We start from the raw sequence: 22,627 nt of genomic DNA, 5'->3' as shown, positions 1-22,627 counted from the left end.
CTGACAGCAACAGGACGGCCGACATGCCCCCACGCACCCTCGAACGCACCCGCCACGAACTGGGGGATTTTCTGCGGCAAAAGCGAGAACAACTGTCGCCAGAGTCAGTCGGCTTGCCGAGCGGCAGCCGCCGCCGCACGCCGGGCTTGCGGCGCGAGGAGGTGGCGGCGCTGGCCGGCGTCGGCCTCACCTGGTACACCTGGCTGGAGCAAGGCAGGGAAATCAATGCGTCGGTGACGTTTTTGGAAAATCTGGCGCGGGTGCTGCAGCTCGACGCCGCCGGCCGCTACCACCTGTTTTTATTGGCGCATCAGCGCCCGCCGGTGCCGGTCGGCCATCAGTGGTGCCAGGTTTCGCCGTTGGTGCGGCGCCTGCTGGACGACCTGACGCTGCGGCCGGCCTACGTCATGAACCTCAGTTGGGACATCATCGCCTGGAATCCGGCGGCGCAGCGGCTGTTCGCCATCGGCGAGCGCCCGGCGCAAGAGCGCAACATGTTGTGGATGCTGTTTGCCGATCCGCAGCTCAATGCGCGCCTGCTGGAGTGGCGGGCGCAGGCGCCGCAAATCCTGGCCAGCTTCCGCCGCGACTACGCCCGCGCGCCGGAGGATGAGGTGATGCGCCAACGGGTACAGGCGCTGGAGCAGGTATCGCCGCAGTTCCGCCAGCTCTGGCGGCAGCATGATATTCACGGACGTTGCCAGGGGCGGCGCAGCTTCACCATCCCGGAGATCGGCCCGGTCACCTTTGACCACGCCTCTTTCATCGTCGACGAAGAGAACCACCTGCGGCTGGTGATGTACAGCGCGCTGCCGGACGAACCGGCCAGCGCGGCGTTTGAAGCGCTGCTGCGCGAAGATTAACGACGGCTGTCGAAAATGAGTTTGCAGGCCAGCCCGGCGAACACGCCGCTCAGCAGATAGTTCGGCCAACGGGCGCTGAAGCGACGGCCGACGAAACGGCTTTTCATGCCGCTGACCGCCAGGATCACCCCGCCGTTAATCAGCAAGCCGACCAGATTCAGCACCGTCGCCAGCGCCAGCATCTGCACCACCACCGAGCCGGCGCGCGGATCGATAAACTGCGGGAACAGCGCCAACACGAACAGCGCCATCTTCGGGTTGAGGATGTTGGTCAGCAATCCCTGACGGAAAATGCGCGCGGTCGGCACCGCCTGCAACCCGGCGGAAGCCTGCAGACTGCTGCCGGATCGCAGCGTTTTCCACGCCAGATAGAGCAGATAGGCCGCGCCCAACATTCTCACCGCATCGTAAGCCAGCGGCACCGCGACGAACAGTTGCGACAGCCCCAGCGCCGCCGCCAGCGCGTGGCAGTAAGTGCCGAGCTGAATGCCCGCCAGCGAAGCGAAACCGGCGCGCCGCCCCTGGCTGACGCTGCGCGAAGCGATCAGCAGCATATCCGGGCCGGGGGTCAGCGCCAGCGCCACGCAGGCGCCGGAAAACAACAACAGCGTTGCGGCATCAATCATGAATCACCTGATAAGAAGACAGACGGGAATGGAGCGTCCATCATAGCGACGCCGACGTGGCTTGTCAGCGCCGCTCGCGTCAGATCACCCACAAATCGAGATACTCGTTGACCGGCATCTGCGCCAGCCGCTGCCGGTCCAGCGACACCTCGAGAATGCGCTGCTGCTGCAGGGCCGGGAACTGGCGCGCCAGGTTGGTTTTGAACTTCTCGATCAGCAGCGGGATGCCCGCTTCACGCCGCCGCGCATGGCCGATAGGGTACTCCACCACCACCTCATCCAGACGGCTGCCGTCGGCGAACTCCACCGTCAGCGCATTGGCTATCGAGCGTTTTTCCGGATCGTGATAATCGCGCGTGAAGGCGGGATCTTCATGGCAATGTATCTTGCTACGCAATGCGTCGATGCGCGGATCTTCGGCCACCCGGTCCTCGTAATCGGCCGCCGTCAGCCGGCCGAACAGCAGCGGGATCGCCACCATATACTGAATGCAGTGATCGCGATCCGCCGGGTTATCCAGCGGCCCTTGCTTGTCGATAATGCGCAGGCAGGCCTCATGGGTGCGGATGCTCACCCTGGCGATATCGGCGGCGGTTTTGCCGGCGGCCTGCATCTGGCGGTGCAGCGTCATGGCCGCCTCCACGGCGGTCTGGGCATGGAACTCCGCCGGGAACGAAATTTTAAACAGCACGTTCTCCATCACGTACGCGCCGTACGGCCGCTGGAAGCGGAAAGGTTTGCCGTCGAACGAGACGTCGTAGAATCCCCAGGTCGGCGCCGTCAGCGCCGAGGGATAGCCCATCTCGCCGGTGGCGGCCATCAGCGCCAGCCGCACCGCGCGGGCGGTCGCATCCCCCGCCGCCCAGGATTTGCGGGTGCCTGCGTTCGGCGCATGGCGATAAGTACGCAGCGATTGCCCGTCCACCCACGCCAGCGACACCGCGTTCAGGATCGCCTCGCGGCTCAGGCCGAGCAGCTGCGCCACCACTGCGGTGGATGCCACCTTCACCAGCAGCACGTGATCCAGCCCCACCCGGTTGAAGGCGTTTTCCAGCGCCAGGCAGCCTTGGATCTCATGCGCCTTGATCATGGCGATCAGCACCTGCCGCATGGTCAGCGGCGCTTTGCCCGCCGCCACCGCCTGGCGCGAGAGCCAGTCGGCCACCGCCAGGATCCCGCCCAGGTTGTCCGACGGGTGGCCCCACTCCGCCGCCAGCCAGGTGTCGTTGAAGTCGAGCCAGCGGATCATGGCGCCGATATTGAACGCCGCCTGCACCGGATCCAGCTGGAAACGGGTGCCCGGCACCCGGCTGCCGTTCAGCACCTCGGCGCCCGGCACCACCGGGCCCATCAGTTTCTTGCAGGCGGGGTAGCTCAGCGCCTCCAGCCCGCAGCCGAGGGTATCGAGCAGGCAATAGTGAGCGGTGCGGTACGCCGCCGGGGTATCGACGGCCTCTTTCATTACATAATCGACGATATCGACCATTTCGCGATCGAACGGCGGACGGCCGGTGTTGGCAGACTCAAGCATCATGATTCCCAAAGGCTCCATAGTGAAAACGACACGATAACGATCGGCGCTCAGCGCTGATCCAGCGGCACGAACGCCCGCGCTTCCGGCCCGGTATAGTTGGCGGACGGGCGAATGATTTTGTTGTCCTGCCGTTGCTCGATGATGTGCGCCGACCAGCCGCTCACCCGCGCCATGACGAACAGCGGCGTGAACATTTCGGTGGGCACCCCCAGCTGGTGGTAAGACACCGCCGAGAACCAGTCGAGGTTGGGGAACATGTTTTTGGTGTCGCGCATCACGCTTTCCAGCCGGTCGGCGATGTCATACAGCTTCATCGCGCCCGCGTCCTGCGACAGGCGCAGCGCGATCTCTTTGATCACCTGATGGCGCGGATCGGCGACGGTGTACACCGGGTGCCCGAAGCCGATCACCACCTCTTTGTTATCGATGCGGCGGCGAATGTCGGCTTCCGCTTCGTCCGGCGTTTCATAGCGTTGCTGGATCTCCAGCGATACCTCGTTGGCGCCGCCGTGCTTCGGCCCGCGCAGCGCGCCAATGGCGCCGACGATCGCCGAATAGACGTCGGATCCGGTGCCGGCGATCACCCGGCCGGCGAAGGTCGAGGCGTTGAACTCATGCTCGGCGTACAGGATCAGCGACGCATGCATGGCCTTTTCCCAGCTGGCGGAAGGCGCTGCGCCGTGCAGCAGGTGCAGGAAGTGGCCGCCGATGGAATCGTCGTCGGTCTCAGGCTGAATGCGCTCGCCGTTGTGGCTGTAGTGATACCAGTAGAGCAGCATCGATCCCAACGACGCCAGCAGCCGATCGGCGATGTCGCGCGCGCCGGCCGCGCCGTGCTGCTCTTTTTCCGGCAGCGTGCAGCCGAGGGCCGAAACGCCGGTGCGCATCACGTCCATCGGGTGAGACGCCGCCGGCAGCGCCTCCAGCACCGTGCGCACACTGGCGGGCAGGCCGCGCAGCGCTTTGAGACGGTGTTTATAGGCCTGCAGCTCGTCGCGGTTGGGCAACTTGCCGTGGATCAGCAGATGGGCGACCTCTTCAAATTCGCAGTGGCGCGCGAGATCGAGAATGTCATAACCGCGGTAGTGCAGATCGTTGCCGCTGCGCCCTACGGAACACAGCGCGGTATTCCCGGCGGGCACGCCGGATAACGCCACGGATTTTTTCGGCTTAACGCCAGTCGGGCTTTGCGGGGGGATCGCTTGGCTCATACTGTCCTCATTTGGCTTCTGCGTGAATGGCGCTTATTCGTCGCGCTGGCGAGCGAACAAAGCGTCGAGTTTCTCTTCGAACAAATAGTAGTTGATGCTTTCGTACAGCTCGTTGCGGGTCTGCATGGTGTCGATGACGCTTTTCTGCGTGCCCTCCTCGCGCAGGGCGCGGTACACCCGCTCCGCCGCCCGGTTCATCGCCCGAAAGGCCGACAGCGGATACAGCGCCATATCCACCCGAGCGCTGCGCAGCTCGTCGGTGGTGAACAGCGGCGTCGCGCCGAATTCGGTGATGTTGGCAAGGATCGGCACCTGCGTCGCTTCGGCGAAACGGCGGTACATGCCCAGTTCGGTGATCGCTTCCGGGAACAGCATGTCGGCCCCGGCCGCCACGTAAGCCTGAGCGCGCTCGATGGCCGCCTCCAGCCCCTCCACCGCCAGCGCGTCGGTGCGCGCCATGATCACGAAGTCCGGATCGCTGCGCGCATCCACCGCCGCCTTGATGCGATCCACCATCTCTTCGGTGGAAACGATGGCCTTATTGGGCCGATGGCCGCAGCGCTTGGCGCCGACCTGATCTTCGATATGCAGCGCCGCCGCCCCGGCCTTGCTCACCGAGCGCACCGTGCGGGCGACGTTGAACGCCGATGCGCCGAAACCGCTGTCGACATCCACCAGCAGCGGCAGCGGGCAGACATCAGTGATGCGGCGAATATCGGTCAACACATCGTCCAGCGTCGAAATGCCCAGGTCCGGCAGCCCCAGCGAACCGGCCGCCACGCCGCCGCCGGAAAGATAGATGGCCTGGAACCCCGCACGCTGAGCCAGCAGGGCATGGTTGGCGTTGATCGCGCCGGCGATTTGCAGGGGTTTTTCTTTACTCAGGGCCTGACGAAAGGCGAGCCCGGGTGAGCGCAGCGTCATGACGTTCTCTCCGATTAGCTAGATGGAACAGACAGAGCAAGGGGCGGGCCAGGTTGCACTTTGGCGAGGAAAAAATTAAAAGCGATAAAAATAAGTGAGTTATAAAATTCGCGTCGCCATTGGGCAGACCAAGCGATAAAAAACGTTTCAGTTAACGTTTCAATCGCGGTTTCAATCGGCATATTTGAAACATGATTGAAACAAGGCTACACCTAATGCAGCCACTTCCATTCGGTAACCCACCATGAGCGATCACATCACGCCGTCCCGCACGCCGGACAAACCGGTGATCTGGACCGTCTCCATCACCCGCCTGTCCGAACTGTTCCGGGACATCAGCCTCGAGTTCGACCACCTGGCGGCCATCACCCCGATCCGCCTCGGCTTTGAGGAGGCGGTGCAGCATATCCGCGCTCGCCTGGCGACCGAGCCTTGCGACGCCATCATCGCCGCCGGCTCCAACGGCGCCTACCTGAAAAGCCGCCTGTCGGTGCCGGTCATTTTGGTCAAACCCGGCGGCTTCGACCTGCTGCAGGCGCTGAGCCAGGCGCGCAGAACCGCCGATCGGATCGGCGTCATCACCTACAAAACGCCCCTGCCCGCGCTGCTGGAGTTCCAGCAAACCTTCGATCTGCCGCTGGAGCAGCGCAGTTACGTCACCGAAGAGGATGCGCGCGGCCAGATCGCCGAGCTGAAAGCCGCCGGCATTCAGGCGGTGGTCGGCGCCGGCCTCATCAGCGATCTGGCGGAAGAGGCCGGGCTCACCGCCATTTTTCTCTATTCCGCCGCCACCCTGCGCGCCGCCTTCAGCGACGCGCTGGACGTGACGCGCCTGATGCTGGGCGGCGGCAAACGCGGCGGCGATTACGCCGCGCGCAATACCCTGCAGCCGCGCTATGGGCTGAGCGATTTACAGGGCGATTCCCCGCAGATGGAACAGACGCGACGCACCATCATGCTGTACGCCCGATCGCCGGCGGCGGTGTTGATCGAAGGCGAAACCGGCACCGGCAAAGAGCTGGCGGCGCAGGCGATCCACCGCGAATACTTTTCCCGGCGCGGCGCGACGCCGCCGTTCGTCGCCATCAACTGCGGCGCCATCGCCGAATCGCTGCTGGAGGCGGAGCTGTTCGGCTATGAGGAAGGCGCCTTCACCGGCTCACGACGCGGCGGCCGACGCGGGCTGTTGGAAACCGCCAACGGCGGCACCCTGTTTCTGGACGAGATCGGTGAAATGCCGCTGCACCTGCAAACCCGGCTGCTGCGGGCGCTGGAAGAAAAAACCATCACCCGGGTGGGCGGGCAACAGCCGGTAAAGGTCGATTTTCGCGTTATCAGCGCCACCCACACCCGCCTGGAGCAGGCGATTCAACAGGGCGATTTTCGCGCCGATCTGTTTTACCGTCTGAGCGCCCTGCGGCTGCAGCTGCCGCCGTTGCGGGCGCGCGGCAACGATATTGCTATGCTGGCGGAACACTTTCTGAAACAGTCGCTGGCGGCGCTCGACGTGCCGCTGACGGAGCCGCTGCGCGCCGCCCTGGCCGGGTGTTACACCGCACTCAGTCATTACGCCTGGCCCGGCAACCTGCGCGAGCTGCGCAACATGATGGAACGGGTGGCGCTGATGCTGAGCACCGGCGCTGCGCCGAGCGGCGAGACCCTGCAGTGGCTGCTGCCGGAGCTGGCGGTGGCGCCGCCGCCCGAGACGCCGGCGGCGCCCGTCTCCGCCCACGAAGCCCTGGCGCGGTGCGGGGGCGACCACGCCGCCGCCGCCCGGTTGCTCGGGATCAGCCGCACCACCTTATGGCGCCGGCTGAAAAAACCGAACTGAGCATCAGCCGGCGCGCCGGCCGTCCGAGGCCGGCAGCAGCCGCGCTCGCCGATCGCCCAGCAGGTTCATGCCCGCCGCCGCCAGCAGGATGATCGCCGCGCCCAGCAGCTGCCACGCAGACAGCCGGTGGCCAAACGCCAGGCGATCCACCAGCATGGCGGCGATCGGATAGATGAACGACAGCGAGCCGATCAGGTGGGTCGGCAGCCTCTGCAACGCGCCGTACATCAGCACGTACATCAGGCCGGTGTGCAACACGCCGAGCGTCGCCAGCATCCCCCACTGGCCAACGCTGGCCGACGCATGAAAATCCACCAGCGGCAACAGCATCACCGCCCCCACCGTCACCTGGATCAGCGCAATAAGATGCGGCGGCGTGCCCTTCAGCCGCTTGGCCGCCAGCGCCATCAGGGCGTAGAAAAACGCCGCGCCGAGCGCCAGCGCGATGCCGGCCAGATAATGGCTCTGCTCCCCCGCCTGCCGCGGCTGCGCCAGCACCACCAGCATCATGCCGCCGAACGCCAGCCCCAGCCACAGCAGCTTGCGGGCGGTCAGCCGTTCCCCCAGAAACAGCGCCCCCAGCCCCACCAGCATAAACGGCTGGGTGTTGTACACCGCGGTGGCGATGGAGATAGACGCATAGGAATAGGCGGCGAACAGCAGCAGCCAGTTGATCACCAGCGCGACGCCGCCGGCGATCGCCAGCAGCAGCGTGGCGCGCGTCAGCGCATCGCGTCGCAGCTGCCCCAATACGCCGCACACCGCCAGCAGCACCAGCGCGCCTACCGCGCAGCGCCAAAACACCACGTTGATAACCGGCTGGCCGGACATCAACACAAACCAGCCGATAGAGCCGGAAATCAACATCGCCGCCGCCATCTCCAGCGATCCGCGTTTTATCTCTGCATTCATTCTGCGTTCCTCGAAGCTTGCCCAGAGACATAGCTTGCGGCTTCGCAGGGCGGCCTTCCATAGCATAAAAAAGGTAAATATGCTTAACTGCCTTTTTCTCGCAGCTATAATAAATAAAATACCTAACGGAGGCGTTATGGATGATATCGATCGCCAAATCCTGACCATTCTGGCGGAAGATGCGCGCGCGTCGTTGAAGACGCTGAGCGCGCAGGTGGGGCTGTCGTCGCCAAGCACGTCGGAAAGACTGCGGCGGCTGGAAGAAAGCGGCGTGATCCAGGGCTATACCCTGAACGTCAATCTGCAGGCGGTGGGCTACGCCTTCGAGTCGCTGGTGCGCATCAAGCCGCTGCCGGGCATGCTGAAGAAGGTCGAGCAGCTGATTCAGGCGATCCCGGAAGTGGTCGAATGCGATAAGGTGACCGGCGAAGACTGCTTTATCGTGCGGCTGGTGGCGCACTCGATGGCGCAGCTCGACCACACTCTCGATCGGCTGGCCGAGCATGCGCAGAGCAACACCTCGATCGTGAAAACCACGCCGGTCAAGCGCCGCCTGCCGCCACTGCTCTGATTAACGCCGCCGCTTGCGGGCGAACGGGTTGCCGCGCTTCTTCTCTTTTTTGGCCGCATCGGCGGCGGATTGCAGCGCCGCCAGATGCGCCTTGTCGGCCTCCGGCACCGCGCGCTGCTCGATCGGGAACACCGGCAGCGACGCCAACAGCCGCGAACCGTAATTTTTGGTCAGCAACCGGCGATCGTAGATCACGATCTCGCCGTAGCATTGGTTGCTGCGGATCAGACGGCCGACCTGCTGGATCAGGTTGAACGAGGCGCTCGGCAGGCTCTGCACTTCGAACGGATAGCGCTTCAGCGATTTCAGCCACTCGCCTTCGGTGATGATCACCGGGCTGTCGATCGGCGGAAACGCGATTTTGTGAATATGCACCTGGGTCAGCAGTTCGCCTTTCAGATCCAGCCCTTCGGCGAACGATTGCAGCCCCACCAGCACGCTGGCGACGCCCTTCTCCACCCGCTTGCGGTGCTCTTCCACCAGCCGGTAGCGCGGCTGGTCGCCCTGCACCAGCAGCATCAGCCGCAGATCGGTCACGTAGCTGAGGAAAGTCTGCATCGCCCGGTGGCTGCTGAACAGGATCAGCATGCCTTTGTGCTTGCCGCTCGCCTGCTCGGCGCGGAAAAACCGCGCCATTTCCTCGAGGTGCTCCGCCTCGTTGGCGAGCGCCGGTTCATAGCGCATCTGCGGAATGACAATCTTGCCCTGTTCGACGTGATTGAACGGCGATGAGAGCGTTTCGAAGCGATCGCCGGCCTTCTCGCTCAGCCCGCTCATCTCTTGCAAACGCGCGAAGCTGTTCAGTGAACGCAGCGTGGCCGAGGTGACCACCACGTGCGGCACCTTGCGCCACAGCAGCTTCTCCAGCTGATCGCTGACGCGGATGCCGACGCAGTGCAAATACAGATGGGTGACGTTATCGCGCAGTTCGCGCGTGACCCATTTGGAGATCGGCGCGTTGGACGACTTGTCGAGCGCCGCCAGCCGCCACAGCTTGCTCATCGCCTCCAGATAGCCCAGCGTGCGGCTCATCTGCAAGATGGCGCGGTGCAGGCGCATGATGTCGTGCTTGCCGGTCTGCTCGGTAAGATCGTTAAGCACGAACTCCGCCAGCCCGCGCAGCGCATCGGTCAGTTTGAACAGCCGCGCGCAGTTCTCCACCATCTCCGCGGGCAGCTCGCCCATTTCAAAACGGTGCTCGGCCGCCACGCTGTCGCCGGGCAGATAGGCGCTGACCTGATGCTCGAAGATCTGCACCAGCTCACGCAGCTCCTCGCAATGGTTCTTCAGCCGTTCGCTGTTGGCCAGCCCCGGCGGATTCTTCGGCCGATACTGCGTCATGCACTGCTCGACCTGGCGGACGATCATGTCCAGCTGCAGGTTGGTCGACAGCGCGGTGATTTCCCCGTCGATCTCCAGCGCATCGCGCGCCACCTCCGGCAAATGGTGGCCTTCGTCCAGCACCAGCAGCAATTCTTTCGGGTTCGGCAGCACCGATTCCGTCTCCAGCGCCGCCATCACCAGCGCGTGGTTGGCCACCACCACGTCGGCGCTCTCGATCTCTTTGCGGGCGATATAAAACGGGCATTCACGGATGTAATGGCAGTTGCGCCCCAGGCAGTTGGCCTTGTCGGTGCTCAGCTTGGCCCACAGCGGATCGTCGATGCTCTGCTGATAGTGATCGCGCAGTCCGTCCCACTCGAAGCGGGCCAACGCCTTGGTCAGTTTCTGGCACAGCGCCTGCTCTTCGCCGCTGGACGGCGCCAGTTCGTCGTCGAGGAACAGCGTCAGATCGCCCTGTTGGCTAACGTCGGTGCTCATCGCCGCCAGGTTGCGCGGGCAGACGTAACGCCCGCGGCCAAAGGCGCCGGTAAATTTCAGATCGGGGATAATCTTCTTCAGCAGCGGCAAATCTTTGCTGTAGATCTGGTCCTGCAGCGCCACGTTGGCGGTGCTCACCACCAGCGGCTTGCTCTCCGCCCGCCCGACGGCGATGCCCGGGATCAGGTAAGACAGCGTTTTGCCGACGCCAGTCGGCGCCTCGATCGCCAGATGGCGCGGGTAGTCGCCGGCCAGCGTCTTCGCCACTTCGGCGATCATCTGGCGCTGGGGCGCGCGGGAAATAAAATCCGGTATTTGCTGCTGCAGGGCTTTGTACCACTGGCCAATCTGATCTTTAACTGCGGAGGAGAGCGCCATTCAACTCTTATCTAAACGAAATGATGGCGCTATTGTCCCACAGACCGCCGACGACGTCAGCCCGAGTTACGCCTGCGGATCGATCATTGAGGCGCGCCCGCCGCCGAACGACCACTCGTCCAACTGGGTGGTGGCGATCACCACCATCACATCCTCGGGGTTCAGCCGCAGCTTTTCCGCCAGCAGCGCCGCCAGCCGTCGGTAGAAACGCCGCTTGGTGTCGCTGTCGCGCGGCCGCCCGGCGGTGATGTAAAACAGCACGAAATCCGCGCTGCGCGGCCCGCCGAGATAGTCGCGATCGTAGATAAGCTCGCCGGGGCGGTATTGATCGATCACCTGAAATTTGTCCGCCGGCGGCACGTCGAACGCCTCCACCAGCGCCTGATGCAGGCTGTCGGACAAGGTTTGCAGATAGTCGGCGGACTTGCCCTGATGCAGGGCGATGCGGCTAAACGGCATGGGGCGCCTCCGGTTCCAGCTCGCGCAGGCGCGCCACGGCCGACGCCGCCGCGGGCCAGCCGGCGTAGAACGCCAGGTGGGTGATGAGCTCAGCCAGCTGCTGATGCGCCACGCCGTTGCGCTGAGCCAGTTGCAGGTGAAACGGCAGCTGTTCCACGCGGTTAAGCGCCACCAGCGCGGCGACGGTGATCAGGCTGCGTTCGCGCGGGCTCAGCGCCGGCCGCTGCCAGACATCGTCAAACAAGACGCTGTCGCTGAGCTGCGCCAGCTTGGGGGCGATATCGCCGAACGCCTGTTGCCCGGCCTGGGATTTTGATGGCATCACACTCTCCTGTCAGTTGCGGATAGCCTTACGCTACCCGCCAGCGAGGCGAGTGAAAATCGGGATTTTCGGCAGTCTCAGTTCAGAAAAACGGGAGGGTTCCCCGCCGGGCGGCGGGGCGATGTCACGGTTCCAGCGGGGCAACGCCGTCGAAATGGGCGCTCAGCAGCGCATTCAGCTCCGGCCGCTGTTCCACCCGTTCGGCAATGGCGTACAGTCGCGGGCAGTGTTGCCGGAACCACGCGCGGCCCGGCCGCCAGTTGCACATTACCGCCAGGTACAGATCCAGCGCGCTGAAGCTCTTGCCGAGAAACCACGGGCCAGACGCGCCTGCGGCGGCGTTCAACTGCCGCAATAAACGCTCGCGATAATCCATTACCGCGTTTTTCAGCTGTTCCGCCCCTGCTGCCTGCGGCTGCCAGCGCTGCGGATGGTCGGCATAGGTGAAGGTGGGGTAAATCTCCGCGTTGATGAACAGCAGCCAGCGCAGAAAACGCGGCAACAGCGGCGAACCGCCGGGCGGCGCCAGTTCGGCATGCGGTGCGCGATCGTGCAGCAGCAGGATAATCGCCGCGCTCTCCGTCATCACTTCGTCATTGGGCAGCACTAAGGTGGGCACCTGACCCAGCGGGTTCAGCGCCAGCAGGCGATCGCGCTCCGGGCCGTCCTGCGTGTAATCCACCTCCTCATAGCCCCAGGGGAAAGCGGTCAACGCCAACGCGGCGGCCACGATGGTCGAGCCGCAGCCCTGCGTACCGAACAAAGTATAAGTATCGTGCATGATTCCTCCCGCAGCGGAACAAGGTATCGGTAACTGTAGACCAGCCGCCGACCATCGGCTGAAGAAAAAATTCACCCTTTGCGCGACTTTTTTAATCGTTCGACATGAAAATGAATTTTTTGTCATAAATAGATCACATTACTACGGTAAAAATTCTCCGCCGCCAACAATCAGGCGGCACAGTAAAACAGCAATGCAACTGATGATAAGCGTCTTTCAATCGAATAAAGCAGGGTAACCCATGAAACGTAATCTTCTGGCCGTTATTATTCCGGCACTTTTACTTGCGCAAGCGGCACAGGCAGCAGAAATCTACAATAAAGACGGCAACAAGCTCGATTTTTACGGTCGTGTGAAAGCCCTGCATTATTTCTCCGATGATGCCGGCAACGACGGTGATAAAACTTACGTCCGTATCGGCTTTAAAGGCGCGACTCAGATTAACGATATGCTGACCGGCTATGGCCAGTGGGAATATCAGATCGCCGCCAACCATTCTGAATCCGACGGCACCAAAGACACCAAAACGCGTCTGGGCTTCGCCGGTCTGAAATATAAGGATCTCGGCTCCTTCGACTACGGTCGCAACTACGGCATCATTTACGACGTTGGCGCCTGGACGGATATGATCCCTGAATTCGGCGATGATGCTTATATCAAGACCGACAACTTTATGAACGGCCGTACCAATGGCGTCGCCACCTACCGTAATAACAACTTCTTCGGTTTGGTTGATGGCCTGAAATTTGCCGTGCAGTACCAGGGCAAGAACGAAAACGACGGCCGCTCCGCCAGCAAGGCGAACGGCGACGGCTGGGGTCTCTCCTCCAGCTATGAAATCATCGACGGCCTGAGCGTGGGCGCCGCCTATGCCTCTTCCAACCGCACCGCCACGCAAAAGGCGGGCACCTTCGGTAAAGGCGACAAGGCCGATATCTGGGCCGGCGGTCTGAAATACGACAACAACAATGTCTACCTGGCCGCGACTTATTCGCAGAGCCGCAATATCGCGCCTATTTCCGGCACCGCCACCATCAATAATAACTCGACCTCCGTTAGCGGCTTCGCCAATAAAGCGGAAGGGATTGAATTGGTCGCGCAATATCAGTTCGACTTCGGTCTGCGCCCATCGCTGGGTTACGTTCAGCAGAAAGGCAAAGATATTGAAGGCATCGGCGACGTCGATCTGGTTAAATATTTCGACGTCGCGGCGACCTATTACTTCAACAAAAACATGTCCACTTATGTCGAATATAAAATCAACCAGCTTGATGACGACAACAAACTGGGTCTGAAAAACGACGACGTCGTTGTTGTCGCCCTGACCTACCAGTTCTGATGTGATGAATGAATAACCACCACTGCAAACTTTAGCATCACTTGATACCCAGAGTTTTATTTCGCCGGGCGGCTGCGTCCGGCTTTTTTGTTTTTATTTTCCCCGCCAGCGAATCCCCCCGCTTGCCTTGCAAAACAAACGGGTCTACATGTATAGCTTTCCCCCGAGCGGAATCAGCCATGCATAACGACGGACGCTTCGACTACCACAACGCTTTGCGCTACAGCAGCGACGAACTGGCCAACATCCTCAACCACTGTTTTGAAAACTACATCGTGCGTTTCGTGCTCGACGGATCGACTTTCGCCGCCCGCTTCGGCGCCGAAGATCTCAGCCTGAACGACAGCCTGATCGTCACCCACCGCCATGAACCGGTGGCGGTGGCGCTGATCGCCCGCCGTGGCCGTCACAGCCGGGTTGCGGCTTTTTCCGTGCGCCCGGAGATGCGCGGCCAGGGGCTGGGCAAGGCGCTGATGCAGCGGCTGGTGGCGGATGCCCGCCAACGCGGCGACCATCGGCTGTCGCTGGAAGTGATCGAAGGCAACGACGCCGCGCTGGCGCTATACCATCGCGCCGGGCTGCGCATCGTGCGCACCCTGACCGGCCATCAGGCGCCGGCGGAAGTGCCGCCAGGCACGGCGGCGCTGCAGGCGGTCGATCCGCTGACCGTCAGCCACCGCCTGACGGCGGAAGGCGCCACCGACCTGCCCTGGCTGATTGCCCCCGAATCGCTGTTCAAGCTGCCGGGCACACCGCGAGCCTATACGCTCAATCGTCAGGCCTACGCCGTGGTGATGCCCGGCGCCGAGCACTGCTGGCTGCGCCTGATCTACGTGCCGCCGCAGCACCGCGGCCAGGGGCATGCCCGCGCCTTGCTGGCCGCCCTGCAAGCGCAGTTCGCCCCTTTGCCGCTGACCGCCAACGTTTTTGTGCCCGAGGTGGCCGCCCCCTTCTTTACGCATCTTGGCTGGCGGCAGGATCCCCTGCGCCAGTTCGAGATGGATATGCTGCTGGACAGCCCACAAAAATAAAACCGAGAGAGATAACGATGGCAGGAAAACAGGCAAAGAAACTCACCCTCGGCGCGGCGGTTGGCGTCGCGCTGCTGACGTTGGCCGGTTGTGCGCAGCCGCCGCACACCGACGCCCAGGCCCAGCAGCGGCTGGCGGATCAGTCGGTGCTGGCGGTGAACTGGTTCCAACAGTCCGGCGAATACCAGGCGCTGGCGCATCAGGCGTTCAACAGCGCGCAACGCGCCTTCGATCAGGCCAAGACCGCGCCGGGCCGCAAAAAGGCGGTGGTGGTCGATCTGGATGAAACCCTGTTGGACAACAGCGCCTACTCCGGCTGGCAGGCACAGCACGGCCAGCCGTACGACGGCGCCACCTGGGCCCAATGGACGCAGGCCGAACAGGCCGGCGCGGTGCCGGGCGCAGTGTCGTTTGCCCGCTACGTTAACGCCCACCAGGGGACGATGTTCTACGTCTCGAACCGCAAGCAGAGCGAATACGCCGCCACGGTGGCCAACATGCAGAAACTCGGATTCACCGGCATGTCGGAAAAAACCGTGCTGCTCAGCACCGATACCTCCAATAAGCAGGCGCGCTTCGACGCCATCAAACAAGCCGGCTATGACATCGTGGTGTACGCAGGCGACAACCTGAACGACTTCGGCGCCGCGACTTACCACCAGGACAATGCGCAGCGCCGGGCGTTCGTCAGCGAGAATCAGGGCAAGTTCGGCACCGAATTCATCGTGCTGCCCAACCCGCTGTACGGCGATTGGGAAAGCGGCCTGGCTCGCGACTACAACAAGCTGACGCCGCAACAGAAGCTGCAGGTGCGCCAACAGGCGATCAAGGCCTGGCGCGGGCGCTAAGCCTCACAGCAGTTTGTACATATAGCAGGTGGCCTCCAACGCCCCGCCGTCGCTGGCGCGGGCGTATTGCGGGATGTCGCCCGCCGCCTCGAACCCCAGTTGACGGTACAGCCCCTGCGCCGCGCTGCCGCTCAGAGTATCCAGCACCAACAGGCTGCGGCAATGACGCGCCGCCAGCGCCTGCACTTCCTGCATCAACAACCGGGCGACGCCCTGCCGCCGCGCCTGCGGGTGCACCATCAGCTTGACCACTTCCGCGCGGTGGCGGCCGTTGTCCGGCATCGCCAGTAACAGCTGCACGGTGCCGACCGGCCGGCCGTTCGCGAGCGCCACCAGCATCGCACGCTCTCCCCGCGCGATGGCCGGCAGCAACCCCTGCCAAAATGCCTGCGCCTGTTCCTGCGTAAAGGGCATGACAAAACCGATGCTGGCGCCGTGCGCCACGCTGGCGTGCAGCATCTCGGCCAAGTCGGCAATGGCGCTTTGCGCCGCGTCGGCGTCCCACTGTTGCAATTCAATCATGGCTATGGCCTGCAGATAACGAGGGTGTAATGGGCCGGCTCATCGCCGGGGACATGGAAACGGGAGGCGCCGAACAGGCGGTAGCGCAGGCAGTCGCCGGCCGACAGCCGGAAAACGCGCCCTTCCAGGGTCAATTCCAACTGCCCGGACAGCAACCAAAGGTGATGTTCCAGCGCCGGAATCGACGGCAGGTCGTAATCGATCTGCGCGCCAGCATCAAGCCGGGCTTCGATAAACTCGGCCTTATACAGCGCGGCAGGCGGGGAAACGGAGCGACGGTGAAAACCGCTGGCGCGATCGACCCACACCGGTTGTTGCAGCGGCCGCAGCAGCTCCGGCGGTTCGTCTTCGATTTCGCTCAACAGGCGCGACATGGTTAACCCGTAGGCGGCGCACAGCCGGTTCAGCAACGATGCCGTCGGGCTGGTCTCGGCGCGCTCCACCCGCGAGAGCGTCGCCCGGCTAAGGCCGGTGCGCTGCGCCAACTCCTCCAGCGACCACGCCCGCTGCTGGCGCAAATCCGCCAGCCGCTGCGCCAACCTCAGGTCGGCCGTCTCCAAACCGTTATCCATCGTTCATACTCCGCTTAAAAATCCCATATAAGAGAAATAATCTCAAATTAGAGATATAGCAAGCGGATTTTAAAATGTCGCGCAGGAATAACGCCTGGATCACCGCGAATATCACCAGGTGAGGAGAAGCGCTCTAGCTCTCGCGCGAGGGCGGGGTTTGTACAAAATTGCCCGTTTCGGCCCCCGGCGGCGCGATCGCCGCGCAGCGCCAGGCGCTGAATACCGCCAGCAGCGGCGCCAGCGCGAACGCCAGGAACAGCCAACGCGCCGCCGATGCCGCGCCCGTCGCGCCGCCCGGATCGTTCAGCCCCGCCAGATTGACGATCATCCCGGCCAGCGCCGCGCCGAATGCGGTGGCGAACAGCTGCACCGTGGTAATTGAAGCGCCGGCGATATCTTTGTCCGCTTCAGGCGCCACCTGCAAAATGCGCGTCAGCAGGTGCGGCCAACCGAAGCCGATGCCGAATCCCACCAGCAATAGCGCAATGACGATCGGCGCCAGCGCCTGCCAGTGGCCGCCGGACGGCGTCGGCATCAGGATCGCCAGTGCCAGCAGGCCTACCAGCACAAACAGCGGCCCGCTGACGATCGCCCGGCGAATGCCCGCCCCACGCCAGCCGGAGCTGAGGATCTCGGACAGCGTCCAGCCGGCGGCCATGGCGGCGGCGATATAGCCGGAGATCAGCGGCGACTGGCCGTGCAGCAGCTGCAGGAAATAGGGCACGAAGATTTCGCTGGTCATGCCGATCACCAGCAACGCGGTCGTGATGTACAACGCCGCCAGCGATGAGCCGCGCCGCAATGCGCCATGCGGCAACAGGCGGGCGCGCGCGTGCGCTTCACGCTTCATCAGCCAGGCCATCAGCACCAGCGAAAGCGCGATGCCCGCCAGGTTGATCCAGGCGCTGTGCGCCAGGCTGCCGGCGGACACCACCAGCACCGCCACGGTCAGCAACAGCAGTTGCGCAGTCGGCAACGGCGCGGCCGCCTGCTGCGCCTTGCCCTTGGGCAGGATCAGGAAGGTAAACGCAGCGTACAGCGCCATGATCGGCAGCAGAATGCCGAAGGCCCAACGCCAGGCGTGCAGCTCGGCGAAAATGCCGCCCACCGCCGGCCCCACCAGGGTGGCGATGCCCCACATCGCCGAGATAAGCGCCATGGCGCGCGGCCACAATCGCTGCTCGAACACCAGGTTGATCATCGCGTAGGAGAGCGCAAAGATCAGCCCGCCGCCGAAGCCCTGCACCGTGCGGCCGATCAGCATCACCGGCATGCTCGGCGCCAGCGCGCACAGCGTCGCCCCGGCGATAAAGAACAGCGAAGCCACCAGATAGGCGCTGCGTGCGCCATAGCCGCTGAGCAACCGGGCCGACAGCGCGGAGCCGAGGATCGACGCCACCACGAACAGCGTGGTGTTCCAGGCATAGAGATCCAGCCCGCCGATATCCTGCACCACCGAGGGCAGAATGGTGGTGGCGACCAGAATATTGATGGCATGCAGCGCCACGCCGAGCGAGAGCGCGATCGCACTGGCCGCATTTTTGCCGGAGAAAAGGTCGCTCCAGCGGCTATCGTCATGGGTTATCACGGTTGTCGTCCTGTTTTCAGAGGAATGGCATTGAGTTGGTCATAAGATTGCGTTAAATTTAACAAGAGTTATCTTGGAATAAGTTAGGGCGAGGCGGAGAAATATGTCAAGAATAAACTTGGAAAATAGCGGCGGCACCGCACAATCGGTCAGTGACCGCTTGCTGACGTTATTGAAAACCCGCGGCCCGCAGCTAGCTTCTGACGCAGGAAAGGTGCTCGGCACCACCGGTGAGGCGGCCCGCCAGCAGTTCGTCAAGCTGGCGAAAGAGGGGTTGGTCGAAGCGGTGGCGGAAACGCGCGGCGTGGGCCGCCCGGTGCAGCTGTGGCATTTGACCTCGGCCGGCAACGCGCGCTTTCCCGATACCCATGCGGATCTGACGGTGCAGCTGCTGCGCACCGTGCGCGACAAGCTGGGCGAACAGGCGATCGACGTGCTGATCGAGAGCCGCGAGCAGGAAAACCGCATCAACTACAAGCAGGCGATGATCGGCGCCACCGAACTGCGCGAACGCGTGGCGCGCCTGACCGAGATCCGCTGCCGCGAAGGGTATATGGCCGAATGGCGCCAGGAGGAGGACGGTTCCTATCTGCTGGTGGAAAACCACTGCCCGATCTGCGCCGCCGCCACCGTCTGCCAGGGCTTCTGCCGGGCGGAATTAAGCATCTTCACCGAAGTGCTGCAGGCGCAGGTGGAGCGCGCCGAACACATTTTGGCCGGCTCGCGCCGCTGCGCCTACCGGATTTCACGCCTGTAACACCGGTTTTTGCCCACGTTTTCAACCGGTACAGATTATTCTGCTTGTGCACCCCGCACCTTCCCTTCTAAGGTTGAACTAACGAATATTCAGGCAAACAGCGGGCCTCGCGCCCGCTCTGGCAAATCCGTCGGCGCTTAGCGCAGCGGCAGAGTAACCCCACGGGAGTTGAACGATGAAGAAGCCGCATGCCGGATTCTGGCTGGCGACGCTGGGACTGGGCGTTTGCTGGCTGCTGGCGCTGCTGACTCGCGATCGGCTCAACGGCATACTGCTGGCCGGCGCGGCGCTGGCGCTGATCTTTACCCCTGCCGCCCGCCGCAAAGGCGCGGCCCTGGCCGCCCTGGGCGGTATCGGCATGGATGGGCTGTGGAGCTACAGCGGCGTGCTGCACTACAGCGGGCAACACGGCCTGCCGCTCTGGACCATCGCGCTGTGGATCGGCTTCGGCTGCTGGTGGTATTGGTTGCTGGACGTCGTCAGAGCGGCCCCCTGGCCGCTGGCGGTGTTGGGCGCCGCCGTCGGCCCCTTCGCCTACGCCGTGTCCTGGAAGCTGGACGCCTTGTTGCCCGGCGTGCCGCCCGAGTTCATGCTGCTGCTGCTGGCCGTCGGCTGGTCGATTTACCTGCCGGCCGTCAGCTGGCTGCAGTGGAAACAGCAAGGCCATTGAACGGCTTTCAGCCGCCGGAAAAATAATGCCGAAGGCCATTGCTTATCGGTTGCCCGATCGGGTTTACTGAGCGTTCTAATAATAATCATTCCCGCAAAATACAATCCTATGCTTAGCCAACAAAGCCGTAGCGTCCTGCCGTTGATCGGGGCGTTGTTCACGTTATATATCGTTTGGGGTTCCACCTATTTCGTCATTCGCCTCGGCGTCGCGCAGTGGCCGCCGCTGATGATGGCCGGCATTCGTTTTCTGATCGCCGGTATCGTGCTGTTCAGTTTCCTGGCCTGGCGCGGCCACGCGCTGCCGACGCTGAAGCAGTGGCTGGCCGCCGGCGCTATCGGCATTCTGCTGCTGGCGGTGGGCAACGGCCTGGTGACGGTGGCGGAACACCAACAGGTGCCGTCCGGCATCGCCGCGGTGATGGTGGCGACGGTGCCGCTGTTCACCCTCTGCTTCAGCCTGCTGTGGGGCATGCGCAACACCAAACTGGAATGGGCCGGCATCGCGCTCGGATTGGTGGGCATCGTGCTGCTCAACACCGGCAACAACCTGGTGGGCAACCCGACCGGCGCGCTGCTGATTTTGCTGGCGTCGGCCAGCTGGGCCTTTGGGTCGGTCTTGGGATCGCGCATCTCGCTGCCGGCCGGGCCGATGGCCGGCGCGGCGGAGATGCTGGTCGCCGGCGTGGCGTTATTGGCAGCCAGCCAGCTGAGCGGCGAGCGCCTCACTCAGATGCCGAGCACCGGCGGCTTTCTGGCGCTGGGCTATCTGATCGTCTTTGGTTCGATGCTGGCGATCAGCGCCTATATGTTCTTGTTGAAGAACGTGCGCCCGGCGGTCGCCACCAGCTACGCCTACGTCAACCCGGTGGTGGCGGTGCTGCTCGGCATCGGTTTTGCCGGCGAATCGCTGGCGCCGCGCGAGTGGCTGGCGCTGGTGATCATCGTGGCGGCGGTGGTGCTGGTGACGCTGGGAAAATACCTGTTCGCCCGTCCGGCCAACGTGCAGGCCATCGACTGCGAACGGCGATGATCACAAAGGGCGGTCTGCGGGCCGCCGTTAAAAACGATTCTTGTTTCACCCGGCGAAGGGGCTATAATTCCCGCTGTTCCAAGCAACCTGCGAAATTATTCCTATGCTGAAAAAAGCGTTCGTCATCGTCATCGCCCTGTGCGCCTTCGGTTCTCTGGGCGGCGTATTCCTCGCCGGGCTGAACATCTACACCCGTTCCACCACCCCGCACGAAGAAAGCGCGCCTGCCGGGGATGCCGCCGCTACGCCGGCGCAAACCGAAACCCTTCAGGCCAAGTGATCGTCCATCCAGCGCTGGCAGCGCTGCTGTAAAAAGCGCTGCAGCTGCCTGACGCGCTCCGACACCTGCGAACGATGCGGGCAGACCAGATTGATCGGCACCGCGTCGCTGCGCCATTCCGGCAACAGCTGCACCAACCGCCCGGCGCGAATATCCGCCGCCACGTCGATCGCCGACTTGCGCACCACGCCGTGCCCGCCCAGCGCCCAGCGCCGCGCTACCTCCCCGTCATCGGTAAAATAGCTGCCGTTCAGCGGCAGCTCGACCAGCTCCTCACCGCGCCACAGCCGCCATTCCACCTGCCGTTTGCCGCTGGGCTGATACACCAGAATGCTGTGCCGAACCAGATCGGCCGGCGTTTGCGGCGCGCCGTGCCGCCGCAGGTAATCCGGGCTGGCGCAGATCAACCGCCGATGCTGCGGCAAGATCGGCAGCGCCACCAGCGAAGAGTCGGCCAGCGGCCCGAAGCGCAACGCCACGTCCACCGGTTCGCGTAACAGGTCGGCCTGCCGATCGTTGATCAGAAGCTGCAGCTGAATATGCGGATGCTGCAAGCGGAACTCATCCAGCCAGCCGAGCAGCAAATTGCGGCCAAAATCCGACGGCGCGGAAATCTGCAGCACCCCGGACAGCCCCTGATGCTTCTCGCGGATCGCCTGCTCTCCTTCGGCTAACGCGCCCAGCGCCAGGCGCGCGCTGTCGAGATAGCGAGCCCCCTCCTCCGTTAACCTCAGGCTGCGGGTGGAACGCACCAACAGCCGCGCGCCCAACTGCTGCTCCAGCCTTTTCACCGCGATGCTGGCCGCCGCCGGCGTCATATCCAGCGCGCGCGCCGCGGCGGAAAAACTGCCGCCGTCCACCGTGCGGACAAACACCTCGAGATCGACAAATGAGGTCATGTATTTCCCTTCTTAGAGAGCCGGATTCACGGCGTATCGGATTGACGATAAAACGCCCAATGGTTATGATTAGATCATAATAAATGGAGCTTTGATCAATGGATGAACACAACGGACTGGACTACATCCTTAGCCTGCATGGCACGCGGGTCAATCGTGAGGATGGCTATTGGTGGAAAATCGAGGCTTGGACGGTGACCCAAACGGCCTTTATCCCTCACGGCATCCGTTACAATTTAACCTTGCATGATAACCACAATACCCGGGTTTTTGGCATAGATAACGCGCATGCCATTAAAACACCCCGCAAAGGTAAATTTTCAGGCCGCGTCGTTTACGATCACCAACATGACTCCCCGACGGACAAAGGCTCACCCTACGAGTTTCATTCCGCCTATCAGTTGGTGGAAGATTTTTTTACCCGGATAGACGAAGTCATACGCAAGAGAGAAAACCGAGGTTGATGATGAAAGCACTGATTGGCGTGATGCCTGAAGAACTGATTCGCAAACGCACACTGGCGATCGCAAAAGGGGAATACCAGCCACAGGAACGTGAGCCCAAAGTGTGGTTTACGTCGATGATTGCGCTGGCCCAAGTGCTCAGCAACGAGAATATTGCCCTGCTGCGTCTGATCGACACTGCCCGCCCCGAGACCATCAGCCAGTTGGCCGAACTGTCGGGGCGCCAGGTCAGCAATCTGTCCACCACGCTGAAAACGCTGAGCGGGCACGGCCTGGTGGCACTGGAAAAACAGGGGCGTTCAGTGAAACCCCGAGCGCTGTTTACCGATTTCGAAATCATCGTGGATCAGAAGCTAAACGCCCGCTTTAGCGCGGCATGATCTTTAATATTT

At 63.0% G+C, this 22,627-nt stretch carries 25 protein-coding genes; 12 read left to right on the top strand and 13 right to left on the bottom strand.

What is annotated here, in order from left to right:
• Window positions 1-23: 23 nt before the first annotated feature.
• Complete coding sequence (locus tag ACP39K_RS09430) at window positions 24-863, top strand: helix-turn-helix transcriptional regulator (RefSeq protein ID WP_033640936.1); 840 nt, start codon at window positions 24-26, stop codon at window positions 861-863.
• On the opposite strand, the gene ACP39K_RS09425 is transcribed toward ACP39K_RS09430, so the two are convergent.
• From ACP39K_RS09425 to prpB, 4 genes are all read right to left on the bottom strand, one after another.
• On the bottom strand, window positions 860-1,489 hold the full coding sequence (locus ACP39K_RS09425; RefSeq protein ID WP_060444218.1) for a LysE family translocator: 630 nt from the start codon (window positions 1,487-1,489) through the stop codon (window positions 860-862). The two genes, ACP39K_RS09430 and ACP39K_RS09425, sit on opposite strands and share 4 nt — an antisense overlap.
• A 79-nt stretch (window positions 1,490-1,568) precedes the next feature.
• A complete protein-coding gene (locus tag ACP39K_RS09420; RefSeq protein WP_060444436.1) occupies window positions 1,569-3,020 on the bottom strand; it encodes a bifunctional 2-methylcitrate dehydratase/aconitate hydratase in 1,452 nt (483 codons plus the stop codon).
• Window positions 3,021-3,070: 50 nt separating this feature from the next.
• Window positions 3,071-4,234: a bifunctional 2-methylcitrate synthase/citrate synthase gene (gene prpC, locus ACP39K_RS09415; RefSeq protein WP_330764723.1), complete on the bottom strand. Its 1,164-nt coding sequence runs from the start codon at window positions 4,232-4,234 to the stop codon at window positions 3,071-3,073.
• Window positions 4,235-4,267: 33 nt separating this feature from the next.
• On the bottom strand, window positions 4,268-5,158 hold the full coding sequence (prpB, locus tag ACP39K_RS09410) for a methylisocitrate lyase (protein WP_016928535.1): 891 nt from the start codon (window positions 5,156-5,158) through the stop codon (window positions 4,268-4,270).
• Between the two features lie 244 nt (window positions 5,159-5,402).
• Here prpB and prpR point away from each other — a divergent pair, with 244 nt between their 5' ends.
• Entirely contained in the window at window positions 5,403-6,989 is a 1,587-nt protein-coding gene (gene prpR / locus ACP39K_RS09405) for a propionate catabolism operon regulatory protein PrpR (RefSeq protein WP_048795887.1), read from the top strand.
• 3 nt (window positions 6,990-6,992) lie between these two features.
• Here prpR and ACP39K_RS09400 read toward each other — a convergent pair whose 3' ends face one another.
• Complete coding sequence (locus tag ACP39K_RS09400; protein WP_048795888.1) at window positions 6,993-7,901, bottom strand: DMT family transporter; 909 nt, start codon at window positions 7,899-7,901, stop codon at window positions 6,993-6,995.
• Window positions 7,902-8,037: 136 nt separating this feature from the next.
• On the opposite strand from ACP39K_RS09400, the gene ACP39K_RS09395 reads away from it, so the two are divergent.
• Window positions 8,038-8,472, top strand: a complete 435-nt coding sequence (locus ACP39K_RS09395; RefSeq protein ID WP_016928538.1) for an Lrp/AsnC family transcriptional regulator — start codon at window positions 8,038-8,040, stop codon at window positions 8,470-8,472.
• Here ACP39K_RS09395 and dinG read toward each other — a convergent pair whose 3' ends face one another.
• The 4 genes from dinG to ACP39K_RS09375 form a co-directional block, all read right to left on the bottom strand.
• Window positions 8,473-10,671 (bottom strand): ATP-dependent DNA helicase DinG, encoded by a 2,199-nt coding sequence (gene dinG, locus ACP39K_RS09390; RefSeq protein WP_497008444.1) that lies wholly within the window; start codon window positions 10,669-10,671, stop codon window positions 8,473-8,475. It lies immediately after the preceding gene.
• Between the two features lie 66 nt (window positions 10,672-10,737).
• Complete coding sequence (locus ACP39K_RS09385) at window positions 10,738-11,130, bottom strand: tautomerase family protein (protein WP_033640941.1); 393 nt, start codon at window positions 11,128-11,130, stop codon at window positions 10,738-10,740.
• Window positions 11,120-11,452, bottom strand: a complete 333-nt coding sequence (locus ACP39K_RS09380; protein ID WP_033640942.1) for a carboxymuconolactone decarboxylase family protein — start codon at window positions 11,450-11,452, stop codon at window positions 11,120-11,122. The genes ACP39K_RS09385 and ACP39K_RS09380 overlap by 11 nt, the downstream gene beginning before the upstream one ends.
• A gap of 124 nt (window positions 11,453-11,576) precedes the next feature.
• Window positions 11,577-12,233, bottom strand: a complete 657-nt coding sequence (locus ACP39K_RS09375; RefSeq protein WP_033640943.1) for a glutathione S-transferase family protein — start codon at window positions 12,231-12,233, stop codon at window positions 11,577-11,579.
• 241 nt (window positions 12,234-12,474) lie between these two features.
• On the opposite strand from ACP39K_RS09375, the gene ompC reads away from it, so the two are divergent.
• The 3 genes from ompC to ACP39K_RS09360 all read left to right on the top strand — a co-directional run bounded on the left by ompC (window position 12,475) and on the right by ACP39K_RS09360 (window position 15,451).
• Window positions 12,475-13,572: a porin OmpC gene (gene ompC / locus ACP39K_RS09370; protein ID WP_004939326.1), complete on the top strand. Its 1,098-nt coding sequence runs from the start codon at window positions 12,475-12,477 to the stop codon at window positions 13,570-13,572.
• A 179-nt stretch (window positions 13,573-13,751) separates the two neighbouring features.
• Complete coding sequence (locus ACP39K_RS09365; RefSeq protein ID WP_033640944.1) at window positions 13,752-14,603, top strand: GNAT family N-acetyltransferase; 852 nt, start codon at window positions 13,752-13,754, stop codon at window positions 14,601-14,603.
• A gap of 17 nt (window positions 14,604-14,620) precedes the next feature.
• Window positions 14,621-15,451, top strand: coding sequence for a 5'-nucleotidase, lipoprotein e(P4) family (locus tag ACP39K_RS09360; protein ID WP_089184367.1), 831 nt, complete (start codon window positions 14,621-14,623; stop codon window positions 15,449-15,451).
• A gap of 3 nt (window positions 15,452-15,454) precedes the next feature.
• Here ACP39K_RS09360 and ACP39K_RS09355 read toward each other — a convergent pair whose 3' ends face one another.
• The 3 genes from ACP39K_RS09355 to ACP39K_RS09345 form a co-directional block, all read right to left on the bottom strand.
• Window positions 15,455-15,973 (bottom strand): GNAT family N-acetyltransferase, encoded by a 519-nt coding sequence (locus ACP39K_RS09355; protein WP_033640946.1) that lies wholly within the window; start codon window positions 15,971-15,973, stop codon window positions 15,455-15,457.
• Window positions 15,974-15,975: 2 nt separating this feature from the next.
• The gene (locus tag ACP39K_RS09350; protein WP_411750711.1) at window positions 15,976-16,545 is read right to left on the bottom strand and encodes a helix-turn-helix domain-containing protein; all 570 of its coding nucleotides are present in this window, start codon (window positions 16,543-16,545) and stop codon (window positions 15,976-15,978) included.
• A gap of 133 nt (window positions 16,546-16,678) precedes the next feature.
• Window positions 16,679-18,133, bottom strand: a complete 1,455-nt coding sequence (locus tag ACP39K_RS09345) for an MFS transporter (protein WP_497008443.1) — start codon at window positions 18,131-18,133, stop codon at window positions 16,679-16,681.
• 103 nt (window positions 18,134-18,236) lie between these two features.
• Here ACP39K_RS09345 and ACP39K_RS09340 point away from each other — a divergent pair, with 103 nt between their 5' ends.
• From ACP39K_RS09340 to ACP39K_RS09325, 4 genes are all read left to right on the top strand, one after another.
• Window positions 18,237-18,890, top strand: coding sequence for a helix-turn-helix transcriptional regulator (locus ACP39K_RS09340; protein WP_028127924.1), 654 nt, complete (start codon window positions 18,237-18,239; stop codon window positions 18,888-18,890).
• Window positions 18,891-19,065: 175 nt separating this feature from the next.
• Entirely contained in the window at window positions 19,066-19,560 is a 495-nt protein-coding gene (locus ACP39K_RS09335) for a DUF2878 domain-containing protein (RefSeq protein ID WP_015377128.1), read from the top strand.
• A gap of 108 nt (window positions 19,561-19,668) precedes the next feature.
• Window positions 19,669-20,592, top strand: coding sequence for a drug/metabolite exporter YedA (yedA, locus tag ACP39K_RS09330; RefSeq protein ID WP_033640949.1), 924 nt, complete (start codon window positions 19,669-19,671; stop codon window positions 20,590-20,592).
• 103 nt (window positions 20,593-20,695) lie between these two features.
• Entirely contained in the window at window positions 20,696-20,872 is a 177-nt protein-coding gene (locus tag ACP39K_RS09325) for a YohO family small membrane protein (protein WP_016928550.1), read from the top strand.
• Here the strand turns inward: ACP39K_RS09325 and ACP39K_RS09320 are convergent.
• Window positions 20,860-21,771, bottom strand: a complete 912-nt coding sequence (locus ACP39K_RS09320) for a LysR family transcriptional regulator (RefSeq protein WP_497008442.1) — start codon at window positions 21,769-21,771, stop codon at window positions 20,860-20,862. The two genes, ACP39K_RS09325 and ACP39K_RS09320, sit on opposite strands and share 13 nt — an antisense overlap.
• 98 nt (window positions 21,772-21,869) lie before the next feature.
• Here ACP39K_RS09320 and ACP39K_RS09315 point away from each other — a divergent pair, with 98 nt between their 5' ends.
• Complete coding sequence (locus tag ACP39K_RS09315; RefSeq protein ID WP_004939355.1) at window positions 21,870-22,235, top strand: toxin-antitoxin system TumE family protein; 366 nt, start codon at window positions 21,870-21,872, stop codon at window positions 22,233-22,235.
• Entirely contained in the window at window positions 22,235-22,615 is a 381-nt protein-coding gene (locus tag ACP39K_RS09310) for an HVO_A0114 family putative DNA-binding protein (RefSeq protein WP_004939357.1), read from the top strand. Before ACP39K_RS09315 ends, ACP39K_RS09310 begins: the two co-directional genes overlap by 1 nt.
• Window positions 22,616-22,627 lie beyond the last annotated feature (12 nt).

The organism is Serratia sp. EC4 (genome assembly GCF_059652115.1).
The sequence above is the reverse complement of the archived record's forward strand: the minus strand, read 5'-3'. Positions and strand labels throughout refer to the sequence as shown.

Bases quoted from the DNA above. Each gene is read 5' to 3' on its own strand.
- ACP39K_RS09430 (WP_033640936.1), top strand. From the start codon at position 24: ATGCCCCCACGCACCCTCGAACGCACCCGCCACGAACTGGGGGATTTT.
- ACP39K_RS09425 (WP_060444218.1), bottom strand. From the start codon at position 1,489: ATGATTGATGCCGCAACGCTGTTGTTGTTTTCCGGCGCCTGCGTGGCG.
- ACP39K_RS09420 (WP_060444436.1), bottom strand. From the start codon at position 3,020: ATGCTTGAGTCTGCCAACACCGGCCGTCCGCCGTTCGATCGCGAAATG.
- prpC (WP_330764723.1), bottom strand. From the start codon at position 4,234: ATGAGCCAAGCGATCCCCCCGCAAAGCCCGACTGGCGTTAAGCCGAAA.
- prpB (WP_016928535.1), bottom strand. From the start codon at position 5,158: ATGACGCTGCGCTCACCCGGGCTCGCCTTTCGTCAGGCCCTGAGTAAA.
- prpR (WP_048795887.1), top strand. From the start codon at position 5,403: ATGAGCGATCACATCACGCCGTCCCGCACGCCGGACAAACCGGTGATC.
- ACP39K_RS09400 (WP_048795888.1), bottom strand. From the start codon at position 7,901: ATGAATGCAGAGATAAAACGCGGATCGCTGGAGATGGCGGCGGCGATG.
- ACP39K_RS09395 (WP_016928538.1), top strand. From the start codon at position 8,038: ATGGATGATATCGATCGCCAAATCCTGACCATTCTGGCGGAAGATGCG.
- dinG (WP_497008444.1), bottom strand. From the start codon at position 10,671: ATGGCGCTCTCCTCCGCAGTTAAAGATCAGATTGGCCAGTGGTACAAA.
- ACP39K_RS09385 (WP_033640941.1), bottom strand. From the start codon at position 11,130: ATGCCGTTTAGCCGCATCGCCCTGCATCAGGGCAAGTCCGCCGACTAT.
- ACP39K_RS09380 (WP_033640942.1), bottom strand. From the start codon at position 11,452: ATGCCATCAAAATCCCAGGCCGGGCAACAGGCGTTCGGCGATATCGCC.
- ACP39K_RS09375 (WP_033640943.1), bottom strand. From the start codon at position 12,233: ATGCACGATACTTATACTTTGTTCGGTACGCAGGGCTGCGGCTCGACC.
- ompC (WP_004939326.1), top strand. From the start codon at position 12,475: ATGAAACGTAATCTTCTGGCCGTTATTATTCCGGCACTTTTACTTGCG.
- ACP39K_RS09365 (WP_033640944.1), top strand. From the start codon at position 13,752: ATGCATAACGACGGACGCTTCGACTACCACAACGCTTTGCGCTACAGC.
- ACP39K_RS09360 (WP_089184367.1), top strand. From the start codon at position 14,621: ATGGCAGGAAAACAGGCAAAGAAACTCACCCTCGGCGCGGCGGTTGGC.
- ACP39K_RS09355 (WP_033640946.1), bottom strand. From the start codon at position 15,973: ATGATTGAATTGCAACAGTGGGACGCCGACGCGGCGCAAAGCGCCATT.
- ACP39K_RS09350 (WP_411750711.1), bottom strand. From the start codon at position 16,545: ATGGATAACGGTTTGGAGACGGCCGACCTGAGGTTGGCGCAGCGGCTG.
- ACP39K_RS09340 (WP_028127924.1), top strand. From the start codon at position 18,237: ATGTCAAGAATAAACTTGGAAAATAGCGGCGGCACCGCACAATCGGTC.
- ACP39K_RS09335 (WP_015377128.1), top strand. From the start codon at position 19,066: ATGAAGAAGCCGCATGCCGGATTCTGGCTGGCGACGCTGGGACTGGGC.
- yedA (WP_033640949.1), top strand. From the start codon at position 19,669: ATGCTTAGCCAACAAAGCCGTAGCGTCCTGCCGTTGATCGGGGCGTTG.
- ACP39K_RS09325 (WP_016928550.1), top strand. From the start codon at position 20,696: ATGCTGAAAAAAGCGTTCGTCATCGTCATCGCCCTGTGCGCCTTCGGT.
- ACP39K_RS09320 (WP_497008442.1), bottom strand. From the start codon at position 21,771: ATGACCTCATTTGTCGATCTCGAGGTGTTTGTCCGCACGGTGGACGGC.
- ACP39K_RS09315 (WP_004939355.1), top strand. From the start codon at position 21,870: ATGGATGAACACAACGGACTGGACTACATCCTTAGCCTGCATGGCACG.
- ACP39K_RS09310 (WP_004939357.1), top strand. From the start codon at position 22,235: ATGATGAAAGCACTGATTGGCGTGATGCCTGAAGAACTGATTCGCAAA.